Origin of the sequence: Tenacibaculum sp. MEBiC06402, from assembly GCF_049239625.1 — a bacterium.
GTDB lineage: Bacteria > Bacteroidota > Bacteroidia > Flavobacteriales > Flavobacteriaceae > Polaribacter.
This window is the reverse complement of record NZ_JBMKKT010000104.1, coordinates 39,191-60,451: the sequence shown is the minus strand read 5'-3', so window position 1 is coordinate 60,451 and position 21,261 is coordinate 39,191. Positions and strand designations below refer to the sequence as shown.

24 protein-coding genes are annotated in these 21,261 nt (G+C 31.5%); 7 read left to right on the top strand and 17 right to left on the bottom strand.

The window, feature by feature from the left end; translation table 11 throughout:
• Positions 1-91: 91 nt before the first annotated feature.
• The gene (locus ACOSP6_RS14455; RefSeq protein WP_422094008.1) at positions 92-214 is read left to right on the top strand and encodes a hypothetical protein; all 123 of its coding nucleotides are present in this window, start codon (positions 92-94) and stop codon (positions 212-214) included.
• Positions 215-358: 144 nt separating this feature from the next.
• Here the strand turns inward: ACOSP6_RS14455 and ACOSP6_RS14450 are convergent, their stop codons facing one another.
• Both ACOSP6_RS14450 and ACOSP6_RS14445 read right to left on the bottom strand, forming a co-directional pair.
• Positions 359-1,246: a 3-hydroxybutyryl-CoA dehydrogenase gene (locus tag ACOSP6_RS14450; RefSeq protein ID WP_422094009.1), complete on the bottom strand. Its 888-nt coding sequence runs from the start codon at positions 1,244-1,246 to the stop codon at positions 359-361.
• 26 nt (positions 1,247-1,272) lie between these two features.
• A complete protein-coding gene (locus ACOSP6_RS14445) occupies positions 1,273-2,238 on the bottom strand; it encodes a Gfo/Idh/MocA family oxidoreductase (RefSeq protein WP_422094010.1) in 966 nt (321 codons plus the stop codon).
• A gap of 119 nt (positions 2,239-2,357) precedes the next feature.
• Here ACOSP6_RS14445 and ACOSP6_RS14440 point away from each other — a divergent pair, with 119 nt between their 5' ends.
• On the top strand, positions 2,358-2,999 hold the full coding sequence (locus ACOSP6_RS14440; RefSeq protein ID WP_422094011.1) for a protein-L-isoaspartate(D-aspartate) O-methyltransferase: 642 nt from the start codon (positions 2,358-2,360) through the stop codon (positions 2,997-2,999).
• Here the strand turns inward: ACOSP6_RS14440 and ACOSP6_RS14435 are convergent.
• From ACOSP6_RS14435 to rlmD, 10 genes are all read right to left on the bottom strand, one after another.
• Entirely contained in the window at positions 2,996-3,709 is a 714-nt protein-coding gene (locus tag ACOSP6_RS14435; protein WP_422094012.1) for a hypothetical protein, read from the bottom strand. The two genes, ACOSP6_RS14440 and ACOSP6_RS14435, sit on opposite strands and share 4 nt — an antisense overlap.
• A gap of 69 nt (positions 3,710-3,778) precedes the next feature.
• The gene (locus ACOSP6_RS14430; protein WP_422094013.1) at positions 3,779-3,940 is read right to left on the bottom strand and encodes a hypothetical protein; all 162 of its coding nucleotides are present in this window, start codon (positions 3,938-3,940) and stop codon (positions 3,779-3,781) included.
• Positions 3,941-3,963: 23 nt separating this feature from the next.
• Positions 3,964-4,818: a substrate-binding domain-containing protein gene (locus tag ACOSP6_RS14425; protein ID WP_422094014.1), complete on the bottom strand. Its 855-nt coding sequence runs from the start codon at positions 4,816-4,818 to the stop codon at positions 3,964-3,966.
• Positions 4,819-5,688 carry a nucleoside phosphorylase gene (locus tag ACOSP6_RS14420; RefSeq protein WP_422094015.1) on the bottom strand — a complete coding sequence of 290 codons (870 nt, stop codon included), beginning with the start codon at positions 5,686-5,688 and terminating at the stop codon, positions 4,819-4,821.
• On the bottom strand, positions 5,688-6,626 hold the full coding sequence (locus ACOSP6_RS14415; protein ID WP_422094016.1) for a DUF1835 domain-containing protein: 939 nt from the start codon (positions 6,624-6,626) through the stop codon (positions 5,688-5,690). The genes ACOSP6_RS14420 and ACOSP6_RS14415 overlap by 1 nt, the downstream gene beginning before the upstream one ends.
• Positions 6,627-6,797: 171 nt before the next feature.
• On the bottom strand, positions 6,798-7,121 hold the full coding sequence (locus ACOSP6_RS14410) for a translation initiation factor (protein ID WP_422094017.1): 324 nt from the start codon (positions 7,119-7,121) through the stop codon (positions 6,798-6,800).
• A gap of 2 nt (positions 7,122-7,123) precedes the next feature.
• Positions 7,124-8,071: an isopenicillin N synthase family dioxygenase gene (locus tag ACOSP6_RS14405; protein ID WP_422094018.1), complete on the bottom strand. Its 948-nt coding sequence runs from the start codon at positions 8,069-8,071 to the stop codon at positions 7,124-7,126.
• A 61-nt stretch (positions 8,072-8,132) separates the two neighbouring features.
• Positions 8,133-8,858, bottom strand: a complete 726-nt coding sequence (locus ACOSP6_RS14400) for a DUF6048 family protein (protein ID WP_422094019.1) — start codon at positions 8,856-8,858, stop codon at positions 8,133-8,135.
• On the bottom strand, positions 8,833-9,318 hold the full coding sequence (locus tag ACOSP6_RS14395; RefSeq protein WP_422094020.1) for a DUF6452 family protein: 486 nt from the start codon (positions 9,316-9,318) through the stop codon (positions 8,833-8,835). Before ACOSP6_RS14395 ends, ACOSP6_RS14400 begins: the two co-directional genes overlap by 26 nt.
• Before the next feature lie 6 nt (positions 9,319-9,324).
• On the bottom strand, positions 9,325-10,776 hold the full coding sequence (rlmD, locus tag ACOSP6_RS14390; protein WP_422094021.1) for a 23S rRNA (uracil(1939)-C(5))-methyltransferase RlmD: 1,452 nt from the start codon (positions 10,774-10,776) through the stop codon (positions 9,325-9,327).
• A gap of 134 nt (positions 10,777-10,910) precedes the next feature.
• Here rlmD and ACOSP6_RS14385 point away from each other — a divergent pair, with 134 nt between their 5' ends.
• The 3 genes from ACOSP6_RS14385 (at position 10,911) to rocD (ending at position 13,268) form a co-directional block, all read left to right on the top strand.
• Positions 10,911-11,474, top strand: a complete 564-nt coding sequence (locus tag ACOSP6_RS14385; RefSeq protein WP_422094022.1) for an RNA polymerase sigma factor — start codon at positions 10,911-10,913, stop codon at positions 11,472-11,474.
• Positions 11,461-11,844: a DUF6768 family protein gene (locus tag ACOSP6_RS14380; protein WP_422094023.1), complete on the top strand. Its 384-nt coding sequence runs from the start codon at positions 11,461-11,463 to the stop codon at positions 11,842-11,844. The genes ACOSP6_RS14385 and ACOSP6_RS14380 overlap by 14 nt, the downstream gene beginning before the upstream one ends.
• A gap of 143 nt (positions 11,845-11,987) precedes the next feature.
• Positions 11,988-13,268, top strand: coding sequence for an ornithine--oxo-acid transaminase (rocD, locus tag ACOSP6_RS14375; protein ID WP_422094024.1), 1,281 nt, complete (start codon positions 11,988-11,990; stop codon positions 13,266-13,268).
• A gap of 51 nt (positions 13,269-13,319) precedes the next feature.
• Here rocD and ACOSP6_RS14370 read toward each other — a convergent pair whose 3' ends face one another.
• From ACOSP6_RS14370 to ACOSP6_RS14350, 5 genes are all read right to left on the bottom strand, one after another.
• Positions 13,320-16,295, bottom strand: a complete 2,976-nt coding sequence (locus ACOSP6_RS14370) for a DEAD/DEAH box helicase (RefSeq protein WP_422094025.1) — start codon at positions 16,293-16,295, stop codon at positions 13,320-13,322.
• Positions 16,296-16,484: 189 nt separating this feature from the next.
• Positions 16,485-16,820 (bottom strand): CCC motif membrane protein, encoded by a 336-nt coding sequence (locus ACOSP6_RS14365; RefSeq protein WP_422094026.1) that lies wholly within the window; start codon positions 16,818-16,820, stop codon positions 16,485-16,487.
• 14 nt (positions 16,821-16,834) lie between these two features.
• Positions 16,835-17,143 (bottom strand): DUF2752 domain-containing protein, encoded by a 309-nt coding sequence (locus ACOSP6_RS14360; protein ID WP_422094027.1) that lies wholly within the window; start codon positions 17,141-17,143, stop codon positions 16,835-16,837.
• Between the two features lie 7 nt (positions 17,144-17,150).
• Complete coding sequence (locus ACOSP6_RS14355; protein ID WP_422094028.1) at positions 17,151-17,531, bottom strand: VOC family protein; 381 nt, start codon at positions 17,529-17,531, stop codon at positions 17,151-17,153.
• Between the two features lie 89 nt (positions 17,532-17,620).
• Positions 17,621-17,944, bottom strand: a complete 324-nt coding sequence (locus tag ACOSP6_RS14350; RefSeq protein ID WP_422094029.1) for a YbaB/EbfC family nucleoid-associated protein — start codon at positions 17,942-17,944, stop codon at positions 17,621-17,623.
• A gap of 66 nt (positions 17,945-18,010) precedes the next feature.
• Between ACOSP6_RS14350 and ACOSP6_RS14345 the strand changes: the two genes are divergently transcribed.
• Together ACOSP6_RS14345 and ACOSP6_RS14340 are read left to right on the top strand one after the other, a co-directional pair.
• A complete protein-coding gene (locus ACOSP6_RS14345) occupies positions 18,011-20,173 on the top strand; it encodes a S9 family peptidase (RefSeq protein WP_422094030.1) in 2,163 nt (720 codons plus the stop codon).
• A 67-nt stretch (positions 20,174-20,240) separates the two neighbouring features.
• The gene (locus tag ACOSP6_RS14340) at positions 20,241-21,239 is read left to right on the top strand and encodes a PLP-dependent cysteine synthase family protein (RefSeq protein WP_422094031.1); all 999 of its coding nucleotides are present in this window, start codon (positions 20,241-20,243) and stop codon (positions 21,237-21,239) included.
• Positions 21,240-21,261: the final 22 nt, after the last annotated feature.

The following is a 21,261-nucleotide window of genomic DNA, read 5'->3' as shown; positions in this document are numbered from 1 at the left end:
CTACAGTCTAAAATTTAAAAAAGAAAGAAGTAATGTGTTGTAATTTAGCGGTGTCAAACAAAAGGATAACCCCTTAAAAACATCTTTTAAAATGAACATTTTTCAGCCATTAAATCAGTTAGTAAAAGTTTTATTCGGATTTTCAAATTCAGGATTAAAAGTAGAGAAAGTACCGGTATATGTAAAGAATAATAGAAGTCCCTTTTACAAATAAAATTCCCCCTTATAGGAATCCCCCGATAATCGTCAAATGTTTCCCCCTTTAATTACTTTATAGTAATTAATTCAACATAATCCCCAATCTAAAAGAGAGCTCATTTGAGCTCTCTTTTTTGTTTTTAATAATATGTGTTTGATATTAGCTAAACATTTTAGCTACATTTTCTGCTTTTCTGCTTTCAGAATAGTCATAAAAACCTTCACCAGATTTCACACCTAACTTGCCTGCTGTTACCATATTTATTAGTAAAGGACATGGAGCATATTTCGGATTCTTAAATCCTTCATACATTACGTTTAAAATCGACAAACAAACGTCTAAACCAATAAAGTCTGCCAATTGTAAAGGTCCCATTGGATGTGCCATTCCAAGTTTCATAACCGTATCGATTTCTTTTACACCAGCAACACCGTTATACAACGTTTCGATAGATTCGTTAATCATAGGCATCAAAATACGATTAGCAACGAATCCTGGATAATCATTCACTTCAACTGGTACTTTTTTGATATCCTTAGTTAAATCAACAATAAAATCATTTACGCTATCAGAGGTGTTATAACCTCTAATAATTTCAACTAATTTCATAATCGGCACAGGATTCATAAAGTGCATACCAATAACTTTATCTGGTCTAGATGTAACCGCTGCAATTTGTGTAATAGAAATAGAAGAAGTGTTTGTTGCTAAAATTGTGTCTTCAGGACAAACGTCGTCTAATTCTTTAAATATTTTAAGTTTTAAGTCAACATTTTCAGTAGCAGCTTCTACTACTAAACTTGCATATTGAACACCTTCTTTTATGCTAGTGTAGGTGGTAATATTATTTAATGTATTGGTTTTATCTTCTTCAGATATTTTTTCTTTAGCAACCATTCTATCTAAATTTTTAGAAATCGTAGCTATACCTTTATCTAAAGCTGTTTGAGAAATATCAATTAACTGTACATTGAATCCGAATTGAGCAAAAGTATGAGCAATTCCATTTCCCATAGTTCCAGCACCAATTACTGCAATATTCTTCATGAAAATTAAATTTTAGTTGTTATGTATTATTTAGAAAAACAATCGATTATTTTATGAGCAATTCTTAGCGCCTCTGTTCCTTGTGTTAAAGAAACAATAGGGGTGATGTCTTGATTGATAGCATCAGCGAAAGAGTTTAGCTCATCTAAAATAGCATTGTTTTGTTCTATTTTTGGATTTTCGAAATAGATTTGTTTTTTAACACCTTCTGCATTCTGTAAAATCATAGCAAAATCATCTGGTGTTTCGGGTGCATCTTTCATTTTTACTACTTCTGATTTTTTCTCTAGAAAATCAACAGATATATACGCATCTCTCTGGAAGAAACGAGTTTTTCTCATGTTTTTCATAGATATTCTACTCGCAGTTAAATTAGCAACACATCCACTTTCAAACTCAATTCGTGCATTGGCAATATCTGGAGTTTCAGAAATAACAGAAACACCACTTGCAGAAATATTTTTAACTTTTGATTTAACAACAGATAAAATAATGTCAATATCATGAATCATTAAATCTAAAACAACAGGTACATCAGTTCCTCTTGGATTGAATTCTGCCAATCGATGCGTTTCGATGAACATAGGAGCTTCGATTATATCTTTTACAGCCGTAAATGCAGGATTAAAACGTTCTACATGTCCAACTTGACCTCGAACATGATTCTGACTAGCTAAAGTTTTAATTGCTTCGGCTTCTTGTAAAGTGTTCGTTATTGGTTTTTCAATGAAAACGTGTCTTCCTTTTTCAATGGCTTTTTTAGCACAATCAAAATGAGAAAGTGTTGGAGTAACGATATCAACAAGATCAACAGCATCAATTAAACTATCGATAGAGTCAAATAAGTGGTACCCAAACTCAGTGGCTACTTTTTGAGCATAATCTTCATTAGGATCGTAAAAACCAACCAATTCATATTTTTCAGATTCTTGTAATAAGCGTAAATGAATTTTACCTAAATGGCCTGCTCCTAAAACTCCGGCTTTTAGCATATGTAATTAAGTTTTAAATGATTGCCGATTATTTTTAATCAACGCAAACAAAGATACACTTTTATAGATTTTTTTTGGTGAATAATTACTACTTTTAAAATCCCAAAAATCAACTTTTTTTGAGAGATACTACCAAACATCAAGGACTTAGAAATCAGTTAGCTAATACGTTGTCTGGAAAAGGAATTTCAGATGAAAGAGTGTTGAATGCTGTTAGGAAAATTCCGAGACACTTGTTTATAGATAGCAGTTTTGAAGATCATGCGTATCAGGATAAAGCATTTCCAATTGCAGCCAATCAAACAATTTCACATCCTTATACAGTAGCTTTTCAGTCAGAGGTTTTAGATGTTAAAGAAGGGGAAAAAGTATTGGAAATTGGAACAGGTTCTGGATATCAAACGGCAGTTTTATTGGAGTTGAAAGCAGAAGTTTATACTATCGAAAGACAGCATGAATTATTTAAGAGAACCTCTTTGTTTTTGCCAAAAATTGGTTACCGTCCAAAGAAATTTATTTTTGGAGATGGTTATAAGGGATTGCCTGAGAAAGCTCCTTTTGATAAAATAATTGTTACAGCAGGAGCGCCATATATTCCTAATCCATTGTTAAGTCAATTAAAAGTAGGAGGGAAGCTATTAATTCCAGTAGGAGATAAAACTCAAGTAATGACCTTACTAATTCGTAAATCAGCAAAAGAATTTGAAAAACACGAGTTGGGTGATTTTAAGTTTGTTCCGATGTTGGAAAAGAGGAATTAATAATTCTCGAATTCGTCTTTTTTTACTTGAATATCATTTTTAATTACATCTAAATAAGAAACCTTTATCTTGTTAGACTTTACGTAAATCAATTGGCTATAGTTATAATTATAGACGGGAATGTATAATCGAAGACTCAAACTATCTTCTTCAGTTAAATCATTTCTATCAATGAGGAAAGGCAATTTATCTTCTTTTGATATTATGAGGGGTTTATCGTAAAATAAATCATTTATTGTATCTTCATCTGTCCTTTTTCGATGAGCGTAGCTTAGGTGATTTTTGATTAATTTAGAGTAACTTATATCTTGTTTAAAACTTTCTAAAGGATTTATTGAGAAATATCCTATACCTGTTCCACAGTCCATTCCATCACCATAATCATCTTGAAGTTTTGGATAATTAGATTTAGTTCTTAAATGAAGAAAGAAAATGGAGTCATTAACAGGAAATTTAACTTTCCACCTGTATGTTTTAACAAAGTATGGCTTTAAGCTTTTATTAGTGAAATTTATATGAAAAGAACTATCAGATTTTCGAATTTTAAATTCAAGGTTATCACTCTGAATTTCTTTTCTTTCCGTATAATCAGTAAAGTACCCTCGAAAAAAATCTATATAGAGATATCCACGAAAAATGTATAAATCGATTAAAATTAAAACTAGAAATAAAGCTAAGACTGTTTTAACAATTTTAAAAATCTTTTTCATATACTAAAGTTAACAAAAAAATCCGCCTAAAAAAGCGGATTTATTGAATTTGAAAAAAGAACAATCAACTTATTCTGCTGCTGCCTCAGCAACAACAATTTCTTGTTGATAGTTTTGTTGAGTTTGCTTAGTTTTTGTGTTTTGAGACAGCCCACAAGGTGCTGTACTTCCACATGAGATTAATCCTAAAGAACCAACAATACAAATTGCAATAAATACTACTCTTTTCATTTTATCTTATTTAGATGCTAAATTTACAAATTTTTAATTAATTTATCAGAATCAATCTTCTCGGATATAACGTTGAACCCAACCATTTTATTTTGAATGCGCGTTAATAAATTTTTGGTAATAGGTTTTCCGTCATTCCATTCAGTAATAGAAAGCCATTCTTGAATGTCTTCCAACTGTTGTTCATATCTGATTGATAATGTCTTATCTATTTCGGGTATTTGCTTAAAATTTTCAGTACAAGAATTAATAATATCCAAAACTACTTTTATTTGTTCAGGATTGTTTTCTAATACTTCATCTCTTACGGCTACAACAAAACAAGGCCATGGAGTAGGACAATCACCAACTCTTCTAAAAATACCTTCATCCACATAAGGTTTAGTAGTAAAATGCTCCCACATAAAATAATCGGCATCTCCATTGGTTAGAGCATCAATACCTCCTTGAAGGTTTTTAACAACTTTGAACTTTAATTTATTTATATCCCATCCATTATTGTAAGCATTTACAATGGCCATTAAGTGAGAACCAGAACCAAATCTACTAATAGCAACCGTTGCATGTTCTAAATCTTCCACCGTTTTAAACTTTGATTTAGCACCTACATGAATCCCCCAAACCAAAGGACTTTTTACAAATGTTTGTAATATTTTAGATGGATTTCCTTCGATAATATCTTTAATAATTCCCTCTGTTAATACAATAGCAATGTCAATTTCAGCGTCTCTCAATGCTTTGCACATGGCACCTGTACCACCAGGGAAATCTTTCCAACGAAGATTGATGTCTTGTTTTGTATATTCTTTATTTTTTAACGTAATGTACCATGGATAGTTAAAATGTTCCGGAACACCACCAACTTTTAAATCCAGCATTTATTCAACTAATTTATCTAACGTATATATAATTAATTCTTCAACTATTTTTTTTGGATCAGCACTAAAAGTTCCGTTCGCTCGATTAGCGAGAATTGCATTCATAGAGCAAGCGTTATGACCCAATAATTTTGACAAACCGTAAATAGCAGAAGTTTCCATTTCTAAATTTGTAATCCTATTACCATTATAATTAAAACTATCAATTTTCTTGTTGATATCAGGATCTTGTAGAGGCAATCTTAGTACACGACCTTGAGGTCCATAAAATCCACCCGCAGTTGCAGTAATACCTTTATAAGTCTCTTCAGAGAACAATTTGTTTTCTAGTTCTTGGGAGTTTTTTATTACTATTGGACTTCCTTTTTTTGCAGACCAATCCGTATGTTTAATAAAAGCATTTTCAATTTCAGGATTCGAGATACTATCAATTTGATAGGCATGCAACATTCCGTTAATATCAAGTGAATGTGAACTCAATAAAAACGAATCTACAGGAATATCATTTTGTAAAGAACCAGAAGTACCAATTCTTACAATGTTAAGTGAAGTATGATTATCTTTTACTTGTCTTGTTTCAATATTGATATTTACCAAAGCATCTAGCTCGTTAATTACAATATCAATATTGTCTGGTCCGATTCCAGTGGAAACAACTGACAATCGTTTTCCTTTGTAGAATCCAGTAGAGGTTTTAAACTCTCTTTTTTGAGTAGTAAAATCGACACTATCAAAGTGTTTTGTTACTTTGTCAACTCTATCTTGGTCTCCAACAAAAATTATATCCTTGGCTATATGTTCGGGTCTTAAATTAAGATGGTAAATACTTCCATCAGGATTTAAGATAAGTTCAGAATTTTGAATGTTCATTAAGATGTTAATTTCAATAACTTGTCGTTAGCATTCATATACAAGTAACTGTATTTTTTTGCCCCGCCAAGATACGAAAAATCAGAACGCAATTCTCGATAGTAATTTTTTTGGTTGTTTAGAACTTTAATTCCATCCTCACTTAGCTTCACTGGATTCATTGAAGAAAATAAACTTTGAAGCTCTTTAATTTTGTTTTTATACTGAATATCTCCAAAACCATAAACCTCTTGTTCTACCAATAATTTGTGAATTAATTCATTTTCAGTTGTAAGATTTGATTTATGCACAGCCTTTATAATATTGTTTTCAATTTTATTTAAACCATTTTCAACAGAAGGAAAACGTTTTAAATGAGCGCTTATAGCATCAGTCAAATAAATAAATGGAGATGAAGGATTGAATTTATGAACAGTTTCAAGTCTAAGCGGGCTATCGGAACAGTATAGTTGCCATATATAATCGGCATATTCGATGTCGTCTTGTGACAACTGAATTCTATTTTCATAAAGGTTGGTTAATTCCTCTTTGGTTAATTCTGCAAAGCCAACCATATGATCATGGTTTTCAGATTTGCCGCTTTGGACCAACGTAATTTTCCAGCCTTTTCGATATTTTTTTAACCAACTAATAACCGCCAGCATGTTAACTTGACAAAACAAATCATAATCAAACCATAGTACGATTTCGTCTTGATTTTGTTTACAGAGTTTTCTGTATTCTTTTAAGGTAAAATCAATAAACGTTTTTTTGGTTATTTTGTAAGCAGTATTTAAAAAATCAAAACGTGTTTTCCAAAAATCTTCACTTCCAACATCTCTGGTAGTTTTTCCTTCGCACAACATTTCACGCCACGTAATAATTTCACCTTTGATAGAAAGGTTTTCTAAAATTTCAGTTGTTGAATCACCATTGGTGATGTGTAAAAAAGAACTCATTTGTAGGGACTTAATATAAAAATTTATCAATATTAATAAAAAAAAACAATACTCTGAGAATATTGTTTTGTTTGTTGTTTATTTTTGTTGTTTTGATAAACTTTTTGTTAAAAAAGTGAATTTTAAAAAATTTGGCACTATGATTTTTGACACCTATTAATCAAAGATTCTTTAGCCACCAACTCTTTTCACTTTGAATCCTTTTTCTTGCAAAAGTTCCATTATCTTATCTCTATAATCTCCTTGAATTATAATGGTATCATCTTTAAAACTTCCACCAACAGACAGTTTTGTTTTAATCTCTTTGGCTAATTTTTTAAAGTCTTGCGTAGCACCATTATAACCATCAATTATTGTGATAGGTTTTCCTTTACGTTTCTCATATTTACAAAGAAGAGGTTCATCTTGAAGCCAAATATCAGGTTTTTCTTCTGGAGTTGGTTCTTCAAATTGATGATCTGGAAAAAGATTCTTAAGTTGATCTTGTAAATCCATAATTACTTAATTAACCCAAGTTCTCTTAAACGCTCGTTTAAAAACTCGCCAGCGGTAATGTCTTCAAATTTCTTTGGATTGTCGGCATCAATACAATTGTCTAAAACATCTAATTTCATTTCTGAAACTGGGTGCATAAAAAACGGTATTGAGTAACGAGAAGTTCCCCATAATTCTTTTGGTGGATTTACAACTCTATGAATTGTAGATTTCAATTTATTGTTACTATGTCTCGACAACATATCCCCAACATTAATCATTAATTCATCAGGCTCAGCAATTGCATCAATCCATTCACCTTCGTGGTTTTGAACTTGTAAACCTTTACCTTGAGCTCCCATTAAAAGTGTAATCAAGTTAATATCACCATGTGCAGCAGCTCTTACAGCTCCTTTTGGCTCATCCTTAATTGGTGGATAATGAATAGGTCTTAAAATACTGTTTCCGTTAAAAATATATTGGTCGAAGTAAGTCTCTTCTAAACCTAAATGCAAAGCTAATGAGCGTAATACGTATTTAGCTGTTTTCTCTAACATTTTATAGGTTTCTTTACCTACTTCATTAAATTCTGGAAGTTCATCAACTGTAACATTAGCTGGATATTCTTTTTCTAAAGTTGGGTTATCTTCAACGTATTGTCCGAAGTGCCAAAACTCTTTTAAATCTCCTTCTTTTTTTCCTTTTGCACTTTCTTTACCAAACGAAACATAACCACGCTGACCTCCAATACCTGGGATTTCATATTTCTGTTTTGTTTCTACTGGTAATTCGAAAAACTTTTTGATTTGCTCATATAGGTTGTCAACTAATTCCTTGTCTAAAAAATGACCCTTTAGGGCAACAAATCCTATATTTTCATAAGCATGACCAATTTCATTAATAAATTTTTGTTTTCTACTTTCATCTCCAGACAAAAAGTCTCTCAGATCAACACTAGGTATTCTATCCATTGTTAATAAGTTTGTTTATTACGTAGTGTAAAGGTAGTAAAATAGGAGGTATGCTCTAAAATTATTTATTAACAAATGGAATTAAGTAGGTTAAAGTGTAATTAAAACCAAATCCTGTACCGCTATCTAAAACATCATTAAAGCCTGGTGCGTACAAAGTTTTAAATCCAGTTTGGTCTTCCATAGTTGTAACAATCTTAAACGATCCGCTAAAACCAATAAAAAGATTCTTAAAAGTTTCTGCTTTAATTCCAAAAACAAATTCAATCCATTGTCCGGTTAATCCTGTTTCTGTAACAGGAGTTGTTACAGGAGTAGTAGGGAAGTATATTGGTGTATTTACATCTCCAGTTGTTGCATTGGGTGTATATCTTTCTAACGTATGATCAAATAACGCTAATCCGTATCTTCCGCCGACATAAATTTCATTATTCATATCAAGCCAGTTATTGTAGGTATTGTAATTAGCCCCAATTCTTATATAGTTTCCTTTTGAGCTTGATGTGGTAAAATCTTCAAATATAATTTCTTCTTCATATCCTATTTCTGCAGCGATATACCATCTACTAGAAATACGATAATCACCAACAATTTCTAAACCATTATAACTTTTGTCAAAAAAACTTAAACCAGCTTTACTTAGGTCCAAACCTAAACGTAAACCATAACCAGTTTTGTAAACTACTGTATCTTTCGGTTGCTCTTTTTTAACTCCGATATTTTGAGCACCAATAGAAGCGAAACAAAAAAGAAAACAAAAATTAATGAAAAATGTTAACGTGCGCATTTTGTTGTGAGTTAATAGATTCTAAAGTAGTTATTGATAAGCTGTCAATCCAACCTGTTTTTTCAAAAGTAATATCTTTAAATACAAATCTAAATCCACAGGATCTAGAAAGATATTCTTCTTCAGGCGTATATTTTATAGTTAAGGTAGCAGTTTCGTTGTTCGCTAAATTTCCATCTATTTCATTTCTTTTGAAAATATAAATAGTTTCAAAAGCATTCGTGTTTAAAGGAATAGCAATACTGTCAACTGATCTATTGGTATATAAACTATCTGATTTACTTTGAGCGATAATCGACAATCGCTGAACAATTTTTAAATCGTCATTTACATCCTTGTCGTAAAAACGAAGTACCAAATTTGGTGTTGGTGAACTGAATTCGCAGAAATCATCTTTTTCACAAGAACTAATAATTACGATTAAAAGTGTAAAAACAAATAGTTGCTTTAGAATTTTCATGTAAATTTATTTTTCAAACAATACAACAGTTTCAATATGAGCGGTATGTGGAAATTGATCAACTAAACTAATCTTTTTTAAGTTATATCCTGCTTCAATCAACTGCTCTGTATCTCTTGCTTGAGTTGCTGGGTTACAAGATACATAAACCATTCTATCTGCATTTAGATTTATGATTTTTTTAAGTGTTTTTGGAGCAATTCCAGCTCTCGCTGGATCTAAAATTATCGTTCTAATTTTGTTTTTAAATTCAGGATGTTCTAATAAGAATTTCCCAACATCAGCGGCATAAAACTCAACACCTTCTATGTTATTTCTTTTTGCATTTTTCTTTGCGTCAGCAATGGCAGAAGCTACAATATCAACTCCAATAATTTTTGTATTACTTCCTTTTGAAGCTAATATTTGACCAATAGTTCCTGTTCCACAGAATAAATCCATGACAACGGTATTATCAATTGCATCTTTATTTTCTAAAGCATAATCAATTACTTTAGAGTATAGTTTTTCTGCAGATTTAGGATTTGTTTGGAAAAAGCTTTTCATGCTGATTTCAAAATTCAATCCTAGTAATTCCTCTACAATTTTATCTTTTCCATATACTAATTGAATGCTTCCAGAAGTAGCGATTGTTCTGTCTCCCGTTTCATCATTTATAGTATGTAATAGTCCAGCTACACGATCACCAAAAAGTTCAACTAAATAATTAGCGAACTTATCCAAGTTAAAGTTGTCTAAATCTCCTGAAGTGGTAACTAAATTGAATAATAATTCATTTGTTTTGTATGACTTTCTAACTACAAAATACCTAAAGAAACCTTCTTTTCTAGGTCCATGCCAAGGAGCTAAACCAGTTTCCTCACAGTAGGTTTTTATGTTTCTGATATTGTCTTCAACATCTTTATCAAATAAACCAGAATCTTTTTCAAGGTTTACACCCATCCACCAAACACCACGTTTTTTAAAACCAAGTGTAAACTCATCTACGTCAGTATTTTTTACGCTATCAAAACCAATGGCAGAGAAGCTATATTCCATTTTATTTCTGTAATGAAATAGGTTTGGAGAACTCACAAACTCATCAAATAAATCATCAATATTTGCAACTTTACCGATTCTTTTAAATAAATCTAAAGTACTTGTATGTTTGTAATTATGCTGTTTTTCTACTGGAAGTTTTATATACGGCGCACCAGGAATTTCTTGATAATCCATGGCAACTTCATCTTCCGAAGGTTTAAGAACTTCAATTAATTTGCATTCTGCGTATTTCTTCTGAGATTTTGCAACTCTGGCTTTTACTAATTGACCTGGTAACGTATTAGGAACAAAAACTACAAACTCACCATGTTCTGATCTTATTTTCCCGATACCTTTTCCACCAAAAGCATAATCTTCAATTAGTAACTCAATTACTTCTCCTCGTTTTACAAATTTATTGCGTTCTCTTCTTGGCATCTATAATAATTTTAAGGACTGCAAAATTAGTAAAACTTAGCAGTTTGAATCGTTTATTTTGAAATTTAAAAAGTAATTTTAAAAAGATTTGAACCTTTTTATTTTTTCATCGTCCATACTATGAATTCTAATTAATGAAAAACAAGGATAAAGAAATAGATGCAAAATTGATTTTAGACTATCAGTCTGGTAAGTCTACTGCATTTATTGTACTCGTAAAACGTTGGCATGTTCGGTTTTGTAAACTGGCTCATTTTTATGTGAAAGATCGAGATATAGCTAAAGATGTAGCTCAAGAAAGTTGGACGATTATTTACAATAAATTCAATGATTTGAAAGATCCAATGAAGTTTAAAAGTTGGGCAATTAGTATTGTAAATAGAAAAGCAATAGATTTTTTGAGAGTACAACAACGAGAGCAAAAACGAAAAACTGAGTATAAAGATTCGCGATTTACTTCCTCAATAGAATCTGATGATAATAAAGAGGAAATTAAAATAATTCTGCTTAAAGAAATAAAAAAACTAAGTGAAGAACATCAACAGGTTTTACAGTTGTTTTATGTTGAAAGTTATTCGCTAAAAGAAATAGGAAATATTTTAGGAATTTCTGTTGGTACCGGAAAATCTAGGCTATTTCATGCCAGAGAACAATTAAAAAAAGTAATAATAAAATATAGGAAAAATGGAAGAATTTAAAGATTTAGATGAATTGATAAAAGAAACATTAACTAAAGAAGAAGCAAGATTTTATGATGAATTGGAAGAACAAAACTTGTGGCAGATGATGTTTGGTATATTTAAAGGAAAAAATAGTTGGGTTACTATATTAATAGCAATTGTTCAACTACTTTGGTTTGGAGTATTTGTGTACTGTGCAATTCAGTTTTTTAACGCTACAGAAACGAATGATTTAATTCGTTGGGGAGTATTTGGTTCTTTAAGTATAATGGCTTCTTCAATGTTGAAGTTTTATACGTGGATGCAAATGGATAAAAAGGCGCTGTTAAGAGAGATTAAGCGATTAGAATTACAAGTTTCTTCTTTATCGGGAAAATTATCGAAGTAACATTTTACGGCGGAGTTATTATTTAATAAATTGCGCATCTCTTAGGGATGATTTCTCTCCCACGCTGCTTTTTCGAAGCTCTTCGGAAGAATAAAGGTACAGTAGGAATGGTTATTTTATGAATTTTTAAAAAAATTAAGGAAATGGCTGTTTTAGAAAAATTAACGTCACAGCAAGCAATCGATTTAGAAAACAAGTATGGAGCCCATAACTACCATCCGTTACCAGTTGTATTAAGCAAAGGTGAAGGTGTTTATGTTTGGGATGTAGAAGGAAAGAAATATTATGATTTCCTTTCAGCGTACTCTGCGGTAAATCAAGGTCATTGTCACCCAAAAATTGTGGATGCAATGGTAAATCAAGCAAAAACTTTAACCTTAACATCTCGTGCATTTTATAATGATATGTTAGGTCAGTACGAAAAGTTTGCAACTGAGTATTTTGGTTTTGATAAGTTATTACCAATGAATACAGGTGCGGAAGCTGTTGAAACTGCTTTGAAAATTTGTAGAAAGTGGGCTTACGAAGTAAAAGGAATTGACGAGAATGAAGCTGAGATTATCGTATGTGAGAATAACTTCCACGGAAGAACAACAACAATTATTTCATTTTCAAATGATCCAGTGGCACGTAAAAATTTCGGGCCGTTTACAAAAGGATTTATCAAAATTGAATATGATAACTTAAAAGCTTTAGAAGAAGCATTAGAGAATAATAAGAATGTAGCTGGATTCATGGCAGAACCAATTCAAGGTGAGGCTGGAGTTTATGTTCCATCTGAAGGATATTTAGCTGCGGCAAAGGCATTATGTGAAAAGTATAATGTATTGTTTATTGCAGATGAAGTTCAAACAGGAATTGCTAGAACTGGTCGTTTATTAGCTACTTGCGGAAACTGCTCTTGTGCAGATAAAAACTGTTCTGGAACTCCAGATGTAAAACCAGATATTTTAATCTTAGGTAAAGCATTAAGTGGAGGAGCTTATCCAGTATCTGCTGTATTAGCAAATGATGAAATTATGAATGTAATTCGTCCTGGAAATCACGGTTCAACTTTTGGAGGAAATCCTATTGCTGCTGCCGTTGCAATTGCGGCTTTAGAAGTTGTAAGAGACGAGAATTTAGCTGAGAATGCAGATCGTTTAGGGAAAATTTTCCGCGAAGAAATTGGGAAATTAGTAGACGAAACTGAGTTAGTAACTTTAGTTAGAGGAAAAGGATTGTTAAATGCAATTGTAATTAATGATACTGAAGATAGTGATACTGCATGGAACATTTGTATGAAGTTACGCGATAACGGTTTATTAGCTAAACCTACACATGGTAATATCATCAGATTTGCTCCACCATTAGTTATGAATAAAGAGGAGTTAAGAGATTGTATTTCTATTATCAAGAAAACAATTATGGAATTCGAAAAATAGAAGAATTATATATAAAAAAAGCCTCACAATTGTGAGGCTTTTTTTATGTCTTTAAGTAGCCATTTCGTAAATATTTAAATGTTTCTTTAAAACACCAGAGGGCGTATTTTGAGTTTCGTCGAAAATTCTTGTATCACCGAATAATATAAAACTGTCTTTTGCTCTCGAAACCGAAACATTTAGCATGTTTGGTTTATTGTCTTTTTCAAAAAACATCGTTCCTTCGTCATCGTTTGTGTATACCGAACTAAATAAAATAATATCACGTTCAGCACCTTGCAAAGCATGAACCGTTCCTAATTTAATATCATTTACTTTAAATCCAGCCTCGAGTAATGCTTTCGAGAGTTCTCCTTTTTGACTGGCAAAAGGAGTAATAATTCCGAGTACATCTTCGATATTATCAACATTGTATGTTTCTTGAATTTTTTCTTTATTCTGCTGAAGCCAAGTAACAATAGCTTTTACTTCTTGTATATTTTGTCGACTGTTGTATTTTCGTTCGCTATAACCCTCTATATGATAAGCCATCATCGATGGAAAAGCTTGATCTTTTCTTGCTCTTCCTTTCATAGGTTTTAAAATTCCATCATAGGCTAATTCATTGCAGAAATTAATTATTTCATCATTACATCTTCTATGTTCTAATAAAATCAAGCCTTGTTCTTTTTTATTGTCAATTGGAGTTTCATACTCACAGGAATTTTGTGCGATTTTCATGATGCATCCATTTGAAGCTAAAAGTCCAGCTTCTTTTAAGTATTCCATATCTTGTTCGTGCTCAATAATCCGTAAGCTAGATAGATTTCCTTTATCTATTCTTGAAGGAATAGACCAAATGGGTTCAATTTGTTTTAAGTCGCCAACTACAAATGCTTTTTTAGCAATTGCAAAAACAGGAATGCTAACTTCTGGTGTAACTTGTCCGGCTTCGTCAATAATTAATAAATCAACAAAATTATATAACGGGAAATATTCAAAAATAGGCTTTCCATTTTCATTTTCACCCTGAAATTGGCTGTATAAAAAATGACTAGGAGCGGTATAGAAAGTGGACACGAAACACGGTGTGAGCATTGCTCTTCGTTTCCATTTGATGGTAATAGCTTGTTCACCAGTTCCTCTTTCAGTGTTTTCTTCTAGAGCTTCTTTAGTGGCTAAAATCCAGCGTCCTTCCCAATAATGAGTAGCAAGTAAAAATGCTTTGTGACGAAGAGTAACATCAATTTCATCATAATAAAAATTAGGAGTAAAATCTTTTGTTTCTAATTTTTTAAACTCAGATTCCCAAAGTTTATCTTCTTTTAAAATAGGAAAACTTTGAATGTCAACTTTTTGTCGCCAGTCTTTTAGTTTTAAATTTGATTGTAACGCAATGTTTAAATTCTTAATGAGTTCTTTTATTAACTGATTCGCTTTTGTTTTATCGTTAATAATTGACTCTTCTGTCTTAAAAATAGAAGTATTGTTGTTCGAAGACTTCTCTGCGTCTGAAGTAAAATACTCTTTTACTAATGATAGAAATTCAGGTTTCTTAGAGGCTGATTTTAATGTAGCGAGAATTGAACGCCATTCGTTAATTTGAGAAATGTTTAAATCATCACGACTAATGTAATTTTCTTTGTCCTTAAGTCGTATGTTAATGTAGTTTATAGACTTTAAGAGGTTGTCAGGAAAAGAAACACTATCAATTAATAGTTCTTCAATAACAATTATTTCGTCCTGTAAATGTTCTAATGCATCTTCAATTGAATCGGTTTTTAAGTCAAAATAATCGTTATATTTTGATAAGAAATAATATTCTGCTTCCTGTAAATAGTTTTGGTTTTCAAGCTCACATAGTGTACCTTCATGTTTGAATAAATTACCTTTTAAAAAATTAATGTCACCTAAGTATTTTTCACTTTTTCCATTAGAAGGTAAATAAGTAGCGTATCCTTTAAAATTAGGAATCCATCTTTCTGATAAATTTTCTAAGCTACTTTTTGAGTTTATAAAACTGTCAATAATATTTGTAACTGCTTGATTGTTATTTGAGCAAGCTAATATAAAAGGCGCTTCGTCTCCGATGATGGCGCTTTTTACAAGCTCTGTAGCTACCAAGCTTTGAAGTAAGGTGGTTTTTCCTGTTCCTGGAGGACCATTTACTGCAGTAACCGAGCTTTCTTCGGCAGACAAATATGAGAGTAATGTTTTACGTTGTGTTACCGATAATGGAAAACGATCCGACATTTGCCCAAGATGTAAGTGATTATAATTTAGATAGTCATAGTCTGTTATTGCATCTCTTTTTTCGACCTGATTTGGATTGATTATTTTTGAGAGCAGCGGTAACTTTTCCTCATTTTGTAATAAGTTATCATATAGAAACAAGATACTTTTTGCAGTAGAAATTTTTGAGCTTACAGCAAAATAGGTTAATTGAAATTTAGTGAAATATCTATCCGCTCTATAATAAGGTAAGTTTTTAAACGTAATAGCATAGAAAACCTCGTTTATGTAATTCCAGTATTCATCCCAAGGAACAATATCTTCTTCATGTTCAGTTGAAGGAGGTTCAATTTCTCTTGCATTTTGAACGGCATCTAATGAAGTAAAAATAAAATCATTTTTAATATCGGCTATCGGCGTCATATAATTTCTTACAATAAGAGGGAAGAGGTCTTTCGGAGCCGATAATTGTCCTAATCTGTTTACAGTAGCGTTTATCCAAAATGGATGAATAACACGTTGTTTAAATTGAGGATTATCTGTTTGATATTCTAAATGAAATGGAGCAATCACAATTTTAGTTTCTTCAATGTTACGCCATTGACTATTCTCTTTTTTAAGAACTCCACGAAGTCTATTGATTCTTCTTTCCTCAGCGTCGATTAATTGAACTGCTTGCTTTTGATTAATAAATGCGTTACTTAAATCTGAATTGTTTTGATGATATAAGTTTTTAATTTTAGCAATGTCTATTGCTAAGTTTTCACTATCAACCAAGCTGTTTTTATAGTATTGTAACCATTTTTTGTCTATCATTAATCCCCTCAAATTTTAATGTAAGACGGCGAAAATAGGACATTTAAAAACTAAGATTTCGTTTTTTTGCGAATACTTATTAACGAATAAAGCAAACTGTAAATCAGTTTGCTTTATTCTTTATTGATAGTAAAGTTGTTACGTAATTAACTCTTTTGAAAAGAAATTAAAATACCATAAGAGTATTTATTATTGTAATTCGTTAAGACGCTCTTGTAATTGTTCTGGATTTTGTAAAGTATCCCAGCCGAAAAAAGAGATTAACCAAATTACATATATTAAAAAAAGCGTACTTAAAATAATTCCGATTATGGCTAATATTCTTCCAGTATTTAAGTTAGAATAGTTATCATAAACACTAGGGTTTTTATCATATACCTCTTTGTCTTGTTTATATAATACTAGAGCAATAACTCCTATGATAATTCCTAATACACCATAACAGCAACAGGTAATTATTGATAAAATTCCTAGAACTAAGACAGGTGTTGCATTGGGTAGTTTTCGTTGTTCAAATTCAAACATGTAAATATTTTTATTTAGTTTATTAGTTTATTCATTTTCAAAACATAAGCAATAATAATTACTGATACGTTTAGAATAGCCAAAATAATTAAAATTTTAGAAGTGATTTTTTTCTTAACCAAAAAATGAAAGATTACTGCGATAAAAAAAATAATCGAGGTATAGATTGCGGGAAACATGTTAAAGGCTTCTTTAAATTCTCCTTTTGTAACCATTACTGCAGAGCGTTGAAAACCACATCCAGGACAATCGAAGCCAAACATTTTTTTGTTCAAACATGGCAGCATATAATCTTCAGTTGTATGGCTTTTTTGGGTTTTCATCTTTAATTTATTCTTGAATTCTCCATGGCGGATTTAACCTGTTATCACCTCCATAAAATAATATTAACTGATTTCCATCTAAATCTTTTAATCTAGCTTCTCTCCAAAGCCAAGATTCATCTTTAGGTTCTTGATCAAATTGAATTCCTTGTTCTTTTAAATTTTGAACTTCTTCATCCAAATTTTTACATTCAAAATACACGTAAACTCCATTTCCTTTTGATAATTCATCTACTAAATGAATGGAAAAGGTAGAATTTCCATCAGGACATTCAAATCTGGCATAATGAGGCAAGGCTTTCACTATAAGTTTCAATCCTAACTTTTCATAAAAAGGAATTGATTTTGACAAATCTAATGAAGGAACCGTAACTTGATTTAGATTCATATTTTTTACAGTCTAAAGTCTAAAGTCTAAAGTCTAAAGTCTAAAGTTAATGAAACTTCTAGCCTCTAACTTTAAATTATTCCTTTCAATTATTTGAACATATCCATTCCTGGAATATTAGGCATTCCGCTTTTTGCAGCAATTGCCATTTCTTGTTCGTTTATTTCTCCAGCTCTTTTTAATGCTTTGTTTAATGTTAGTATTAGATAATCTTCTAATTCTTCAGCATCGTTTAATAATGATTCATCGATAGAAACGGCTTTGATATCTCTGTTAGCCGTAACGGTAACTTTAATTTTTCCATCAGCACCGGATTCATCAATTAAAACAGTATTTAAACGTTGTTTTGTTTCTTCTACTTTTTGTTGAGCTTGCTTAAGCTTATCCATCATTCCTGATAAATCTCCGAACATAAATTATATATTTTTTTAAATAATTCCGTTACAAAATTACTACATTACTAAACCAAAATAAATCAAATGAAAAAAATTCTTTTATTCAGTATTGGTATAAGTGTTATTTTTGCTTCCTGCAAAAAAGAGAAGATGACAAACAAAACCACTCCGCCAGTAGCTGAGAAACAACCAAAAAAACTAGAAAAACACGGTGATGTTCGTGTAGACAATTATTTCTGGATGCGTTTAACTGATGAGCAAAAAAACGCTGAAACAAAAGACGAGCAAACTCAAAAGGTATATGATTATTTGAATGCTGAGAATAAATATTTCGAAGATGTTATGGGATATACCAATGACTTCCAAGAAAGTTTGTTTGAAGAAATGAAAGGTAGAATTAAGGAAGATGATGAATCTGTTCCCTACAAAAGAAATGGTTATTTCTATATTACTCGATATGAAAAAGGACAACAATATCCTATTTACTCGAGAAAAAAAGGAAACTTAGAGGCTGAAGAAGAAATTATGTTCGATGTGAATAAAGAAGCGGAAGGACATGAATATTTTCAATTAGGAGGATTAAATGTTTCTCCTGATAATAAGTTACTTGCTTTTGCTACAGATACGGTAAGTCGTCGTCAGTATTTTATTCAAATTAAGAATTTAGAAACTGGCGAAATCTATAAAGATAGAATCAACAATACTACAGGAGGAAGTGTTTGGGCTAACGATAATAAAACGTTATTCTACACTAAAAAAGATCCTGTAACATTACGTAGTTCTCAAATTTATAGACACGTTTTAGGAACAGATGAGTCTGAAGATGTGTTGGTTTTTGAAGAGAAAGACGAGACTTTTGGAGTTTTTGTAACGAAAACAAAATCTAAGAAGTACTTAGTAATGGGATCTTACAGTACAGTTTCGAGTGAATATCAGGTTTTAGAAGCTGATAATCCTACTGGAACGTTTAGAATTATTCAACCACGAGAGCGTGATTTAGAATACGATATAGCTCATTACGGAGACCACTTTTATATTAAAACCAACAAAGACGGAGCAACGAACTTTAAGTTGATGAAAACTCCAGAAACTAAAACTACGAAAGAGAATTGGGTAGATGTTATTCCGCACAGAGAAGATGTGTTTTTTGAGGATTTCTCAATTTTCAAAGATTACTTAGTTTTAGAAGAAAGAGACAACGGGTTATTCAAAATTAGAATTAAGCGTTGGGATGGTAAAGAAGATTATTACTTACCATTCGATGAAGAAACATATTCTGCTGGAGTATATTCAAATCCTGATTTCGATACAGAGGTAATTCGTTATTCTTACAATTCAATGACAACTCCAAGCTCTGTGATTGATTTCAATATGAAAGATCAGTCTAAAGAAATTAAAAAAGAGCAAGAAGTTTTAGGAGGGAAATTCAAAAAAGAAAATTACGTAAGTAAAAGAATTTGGGTTACTGCTAGAGACGGTAAAAAAGTAGCTTTATCAATTGTTCATAGAAAAGATACTAAGATTGATAAAAATACACCTGTTTTACAATACGCATACGGTTCGTACGGATACACAATTCCTGATGGATTCTCAACAACGCGTTTAAGTTTATTAGACCGCGGATTTATTTTCGCTTTAGCTCACATTCGAGGAAGTCAATACTTAGGAAGAGAGTGGTATGAAGATGGTAAAATGTTAAATAAGAAAAATACATTTACTGATTTTATCGATTGTTCTAAATATTTAATTGATAACGGATATACTTCTCCAGAGCATTTATATGCTATGGGAGGTTCTGCTGGTGGATTATTAATGGGGGCTGTGGTAAATATGAATCCAGAATTATATAATGGAGTAATTGCTGCTGTTCCTTTTGTGGATGTTATTTCTACAATGTTAGATGATAGTATTCCTTTAACAACAGGTGAGTATGACGAATGGGGAAATCCAAATGATAAAGAATATTACGATTACATTAAATCATATTCTCCATACGATCAAGTTGAAGCAAAAGAATATCCAAACATGTTAGTGACTACAGGATTACATGATAGTCAAGTGCAATATTGGGAACCTGCAAAGTGGGTAGCTAAATTAAGAGAGTTAAAAACAGATAACAATCAATTGTTTTTACATACAAATATGGAAGCTGGACATGGTGGAGCTTCAGGAAGATTTAATTCTTTAAAAGAAACTGCAAGGGAATATAGCTTCTTTTTAGCTTTAGAGGATAAGTTAGAAAAATAATTATATTTTTGCACCGATTAAAACCTGATGGTAATCACTATCAGGTTTTTTTATGAAGCAATTTTTGATGGACAGAAACAAAGTAATAGTAAATTCGGTACTTGATTTAATAGGACAAACCCCCGTTGTTAAATTTCAACGAATTACTAAAGATTTACCAGGTACTTTTTATGCAAAAGTAGAGGCTTTTAATCCTGGTCATTCTGCAAAAGATAGAATTGCATTACACATTGTTGAGAGTGCTGAGAAAAAAGGTATTTTAAAACCAGGAATCAGTACAATTGTAGAAACTACTTCAGGTAATACAGGCTTTAGTTTAGCAATGATTAGCTTAATTAAAGGATACAGATGCATTCTTGCCGTTAGTGATAAGTCTTCTCAAGATAAAATCGAAGTTTTAAAAGCGATGGGAGCAGAGGTACATGTTTGTCCAGCTAATGTTCCAGCAGATGATCCAAGATCTTATTACGAAACTGCTAAAAGACTGCATAAAGAAACTCCAAAGTCTATTTATATTAATCAATATTTTAATGAATTAAATATTGAGGCCCATTATACAACAACTGGTCCTGAAATTTGGGAGCAAACGCAAGGTAAAATTACACACTTTATTGCTGCAAGTGGAACTGGAGGAACAATTTCTGGAACAGGAAGGTATTTAAAAGAACAGAATCCGAATATTAAAATATTAGGAGTTGATGCTGTTGGATCGGTTATTAAAAAGTTCCATGAAACAAAAGAGTTTGATCCTAATGAAATTTCTCCATATAAAATTGAAGGATTAGGAAAAAACTTAATTCCTACAGCAACAGATTTTGATATTGTTGATATGTATGAAAAAATAACCGATAAAGATGCGGCTTTTGCTTGCCGTGATTTAGTAAAACAAGAAGGAATGTTTTGCGGTTACACTTCAGGGGCAGTAATTCAAGCTACAAAACAGTACGCAGCACAAGGAATGTTTGATGAAAATAGTGTTGTTGTTATGGTATTACCAGATCACGGAATTCGTTACATGGATAAAGTGTATTCTGATGATTGGATGAAACAACAAGGATTTATGTAATATCTCGATCAATTTAAAATTG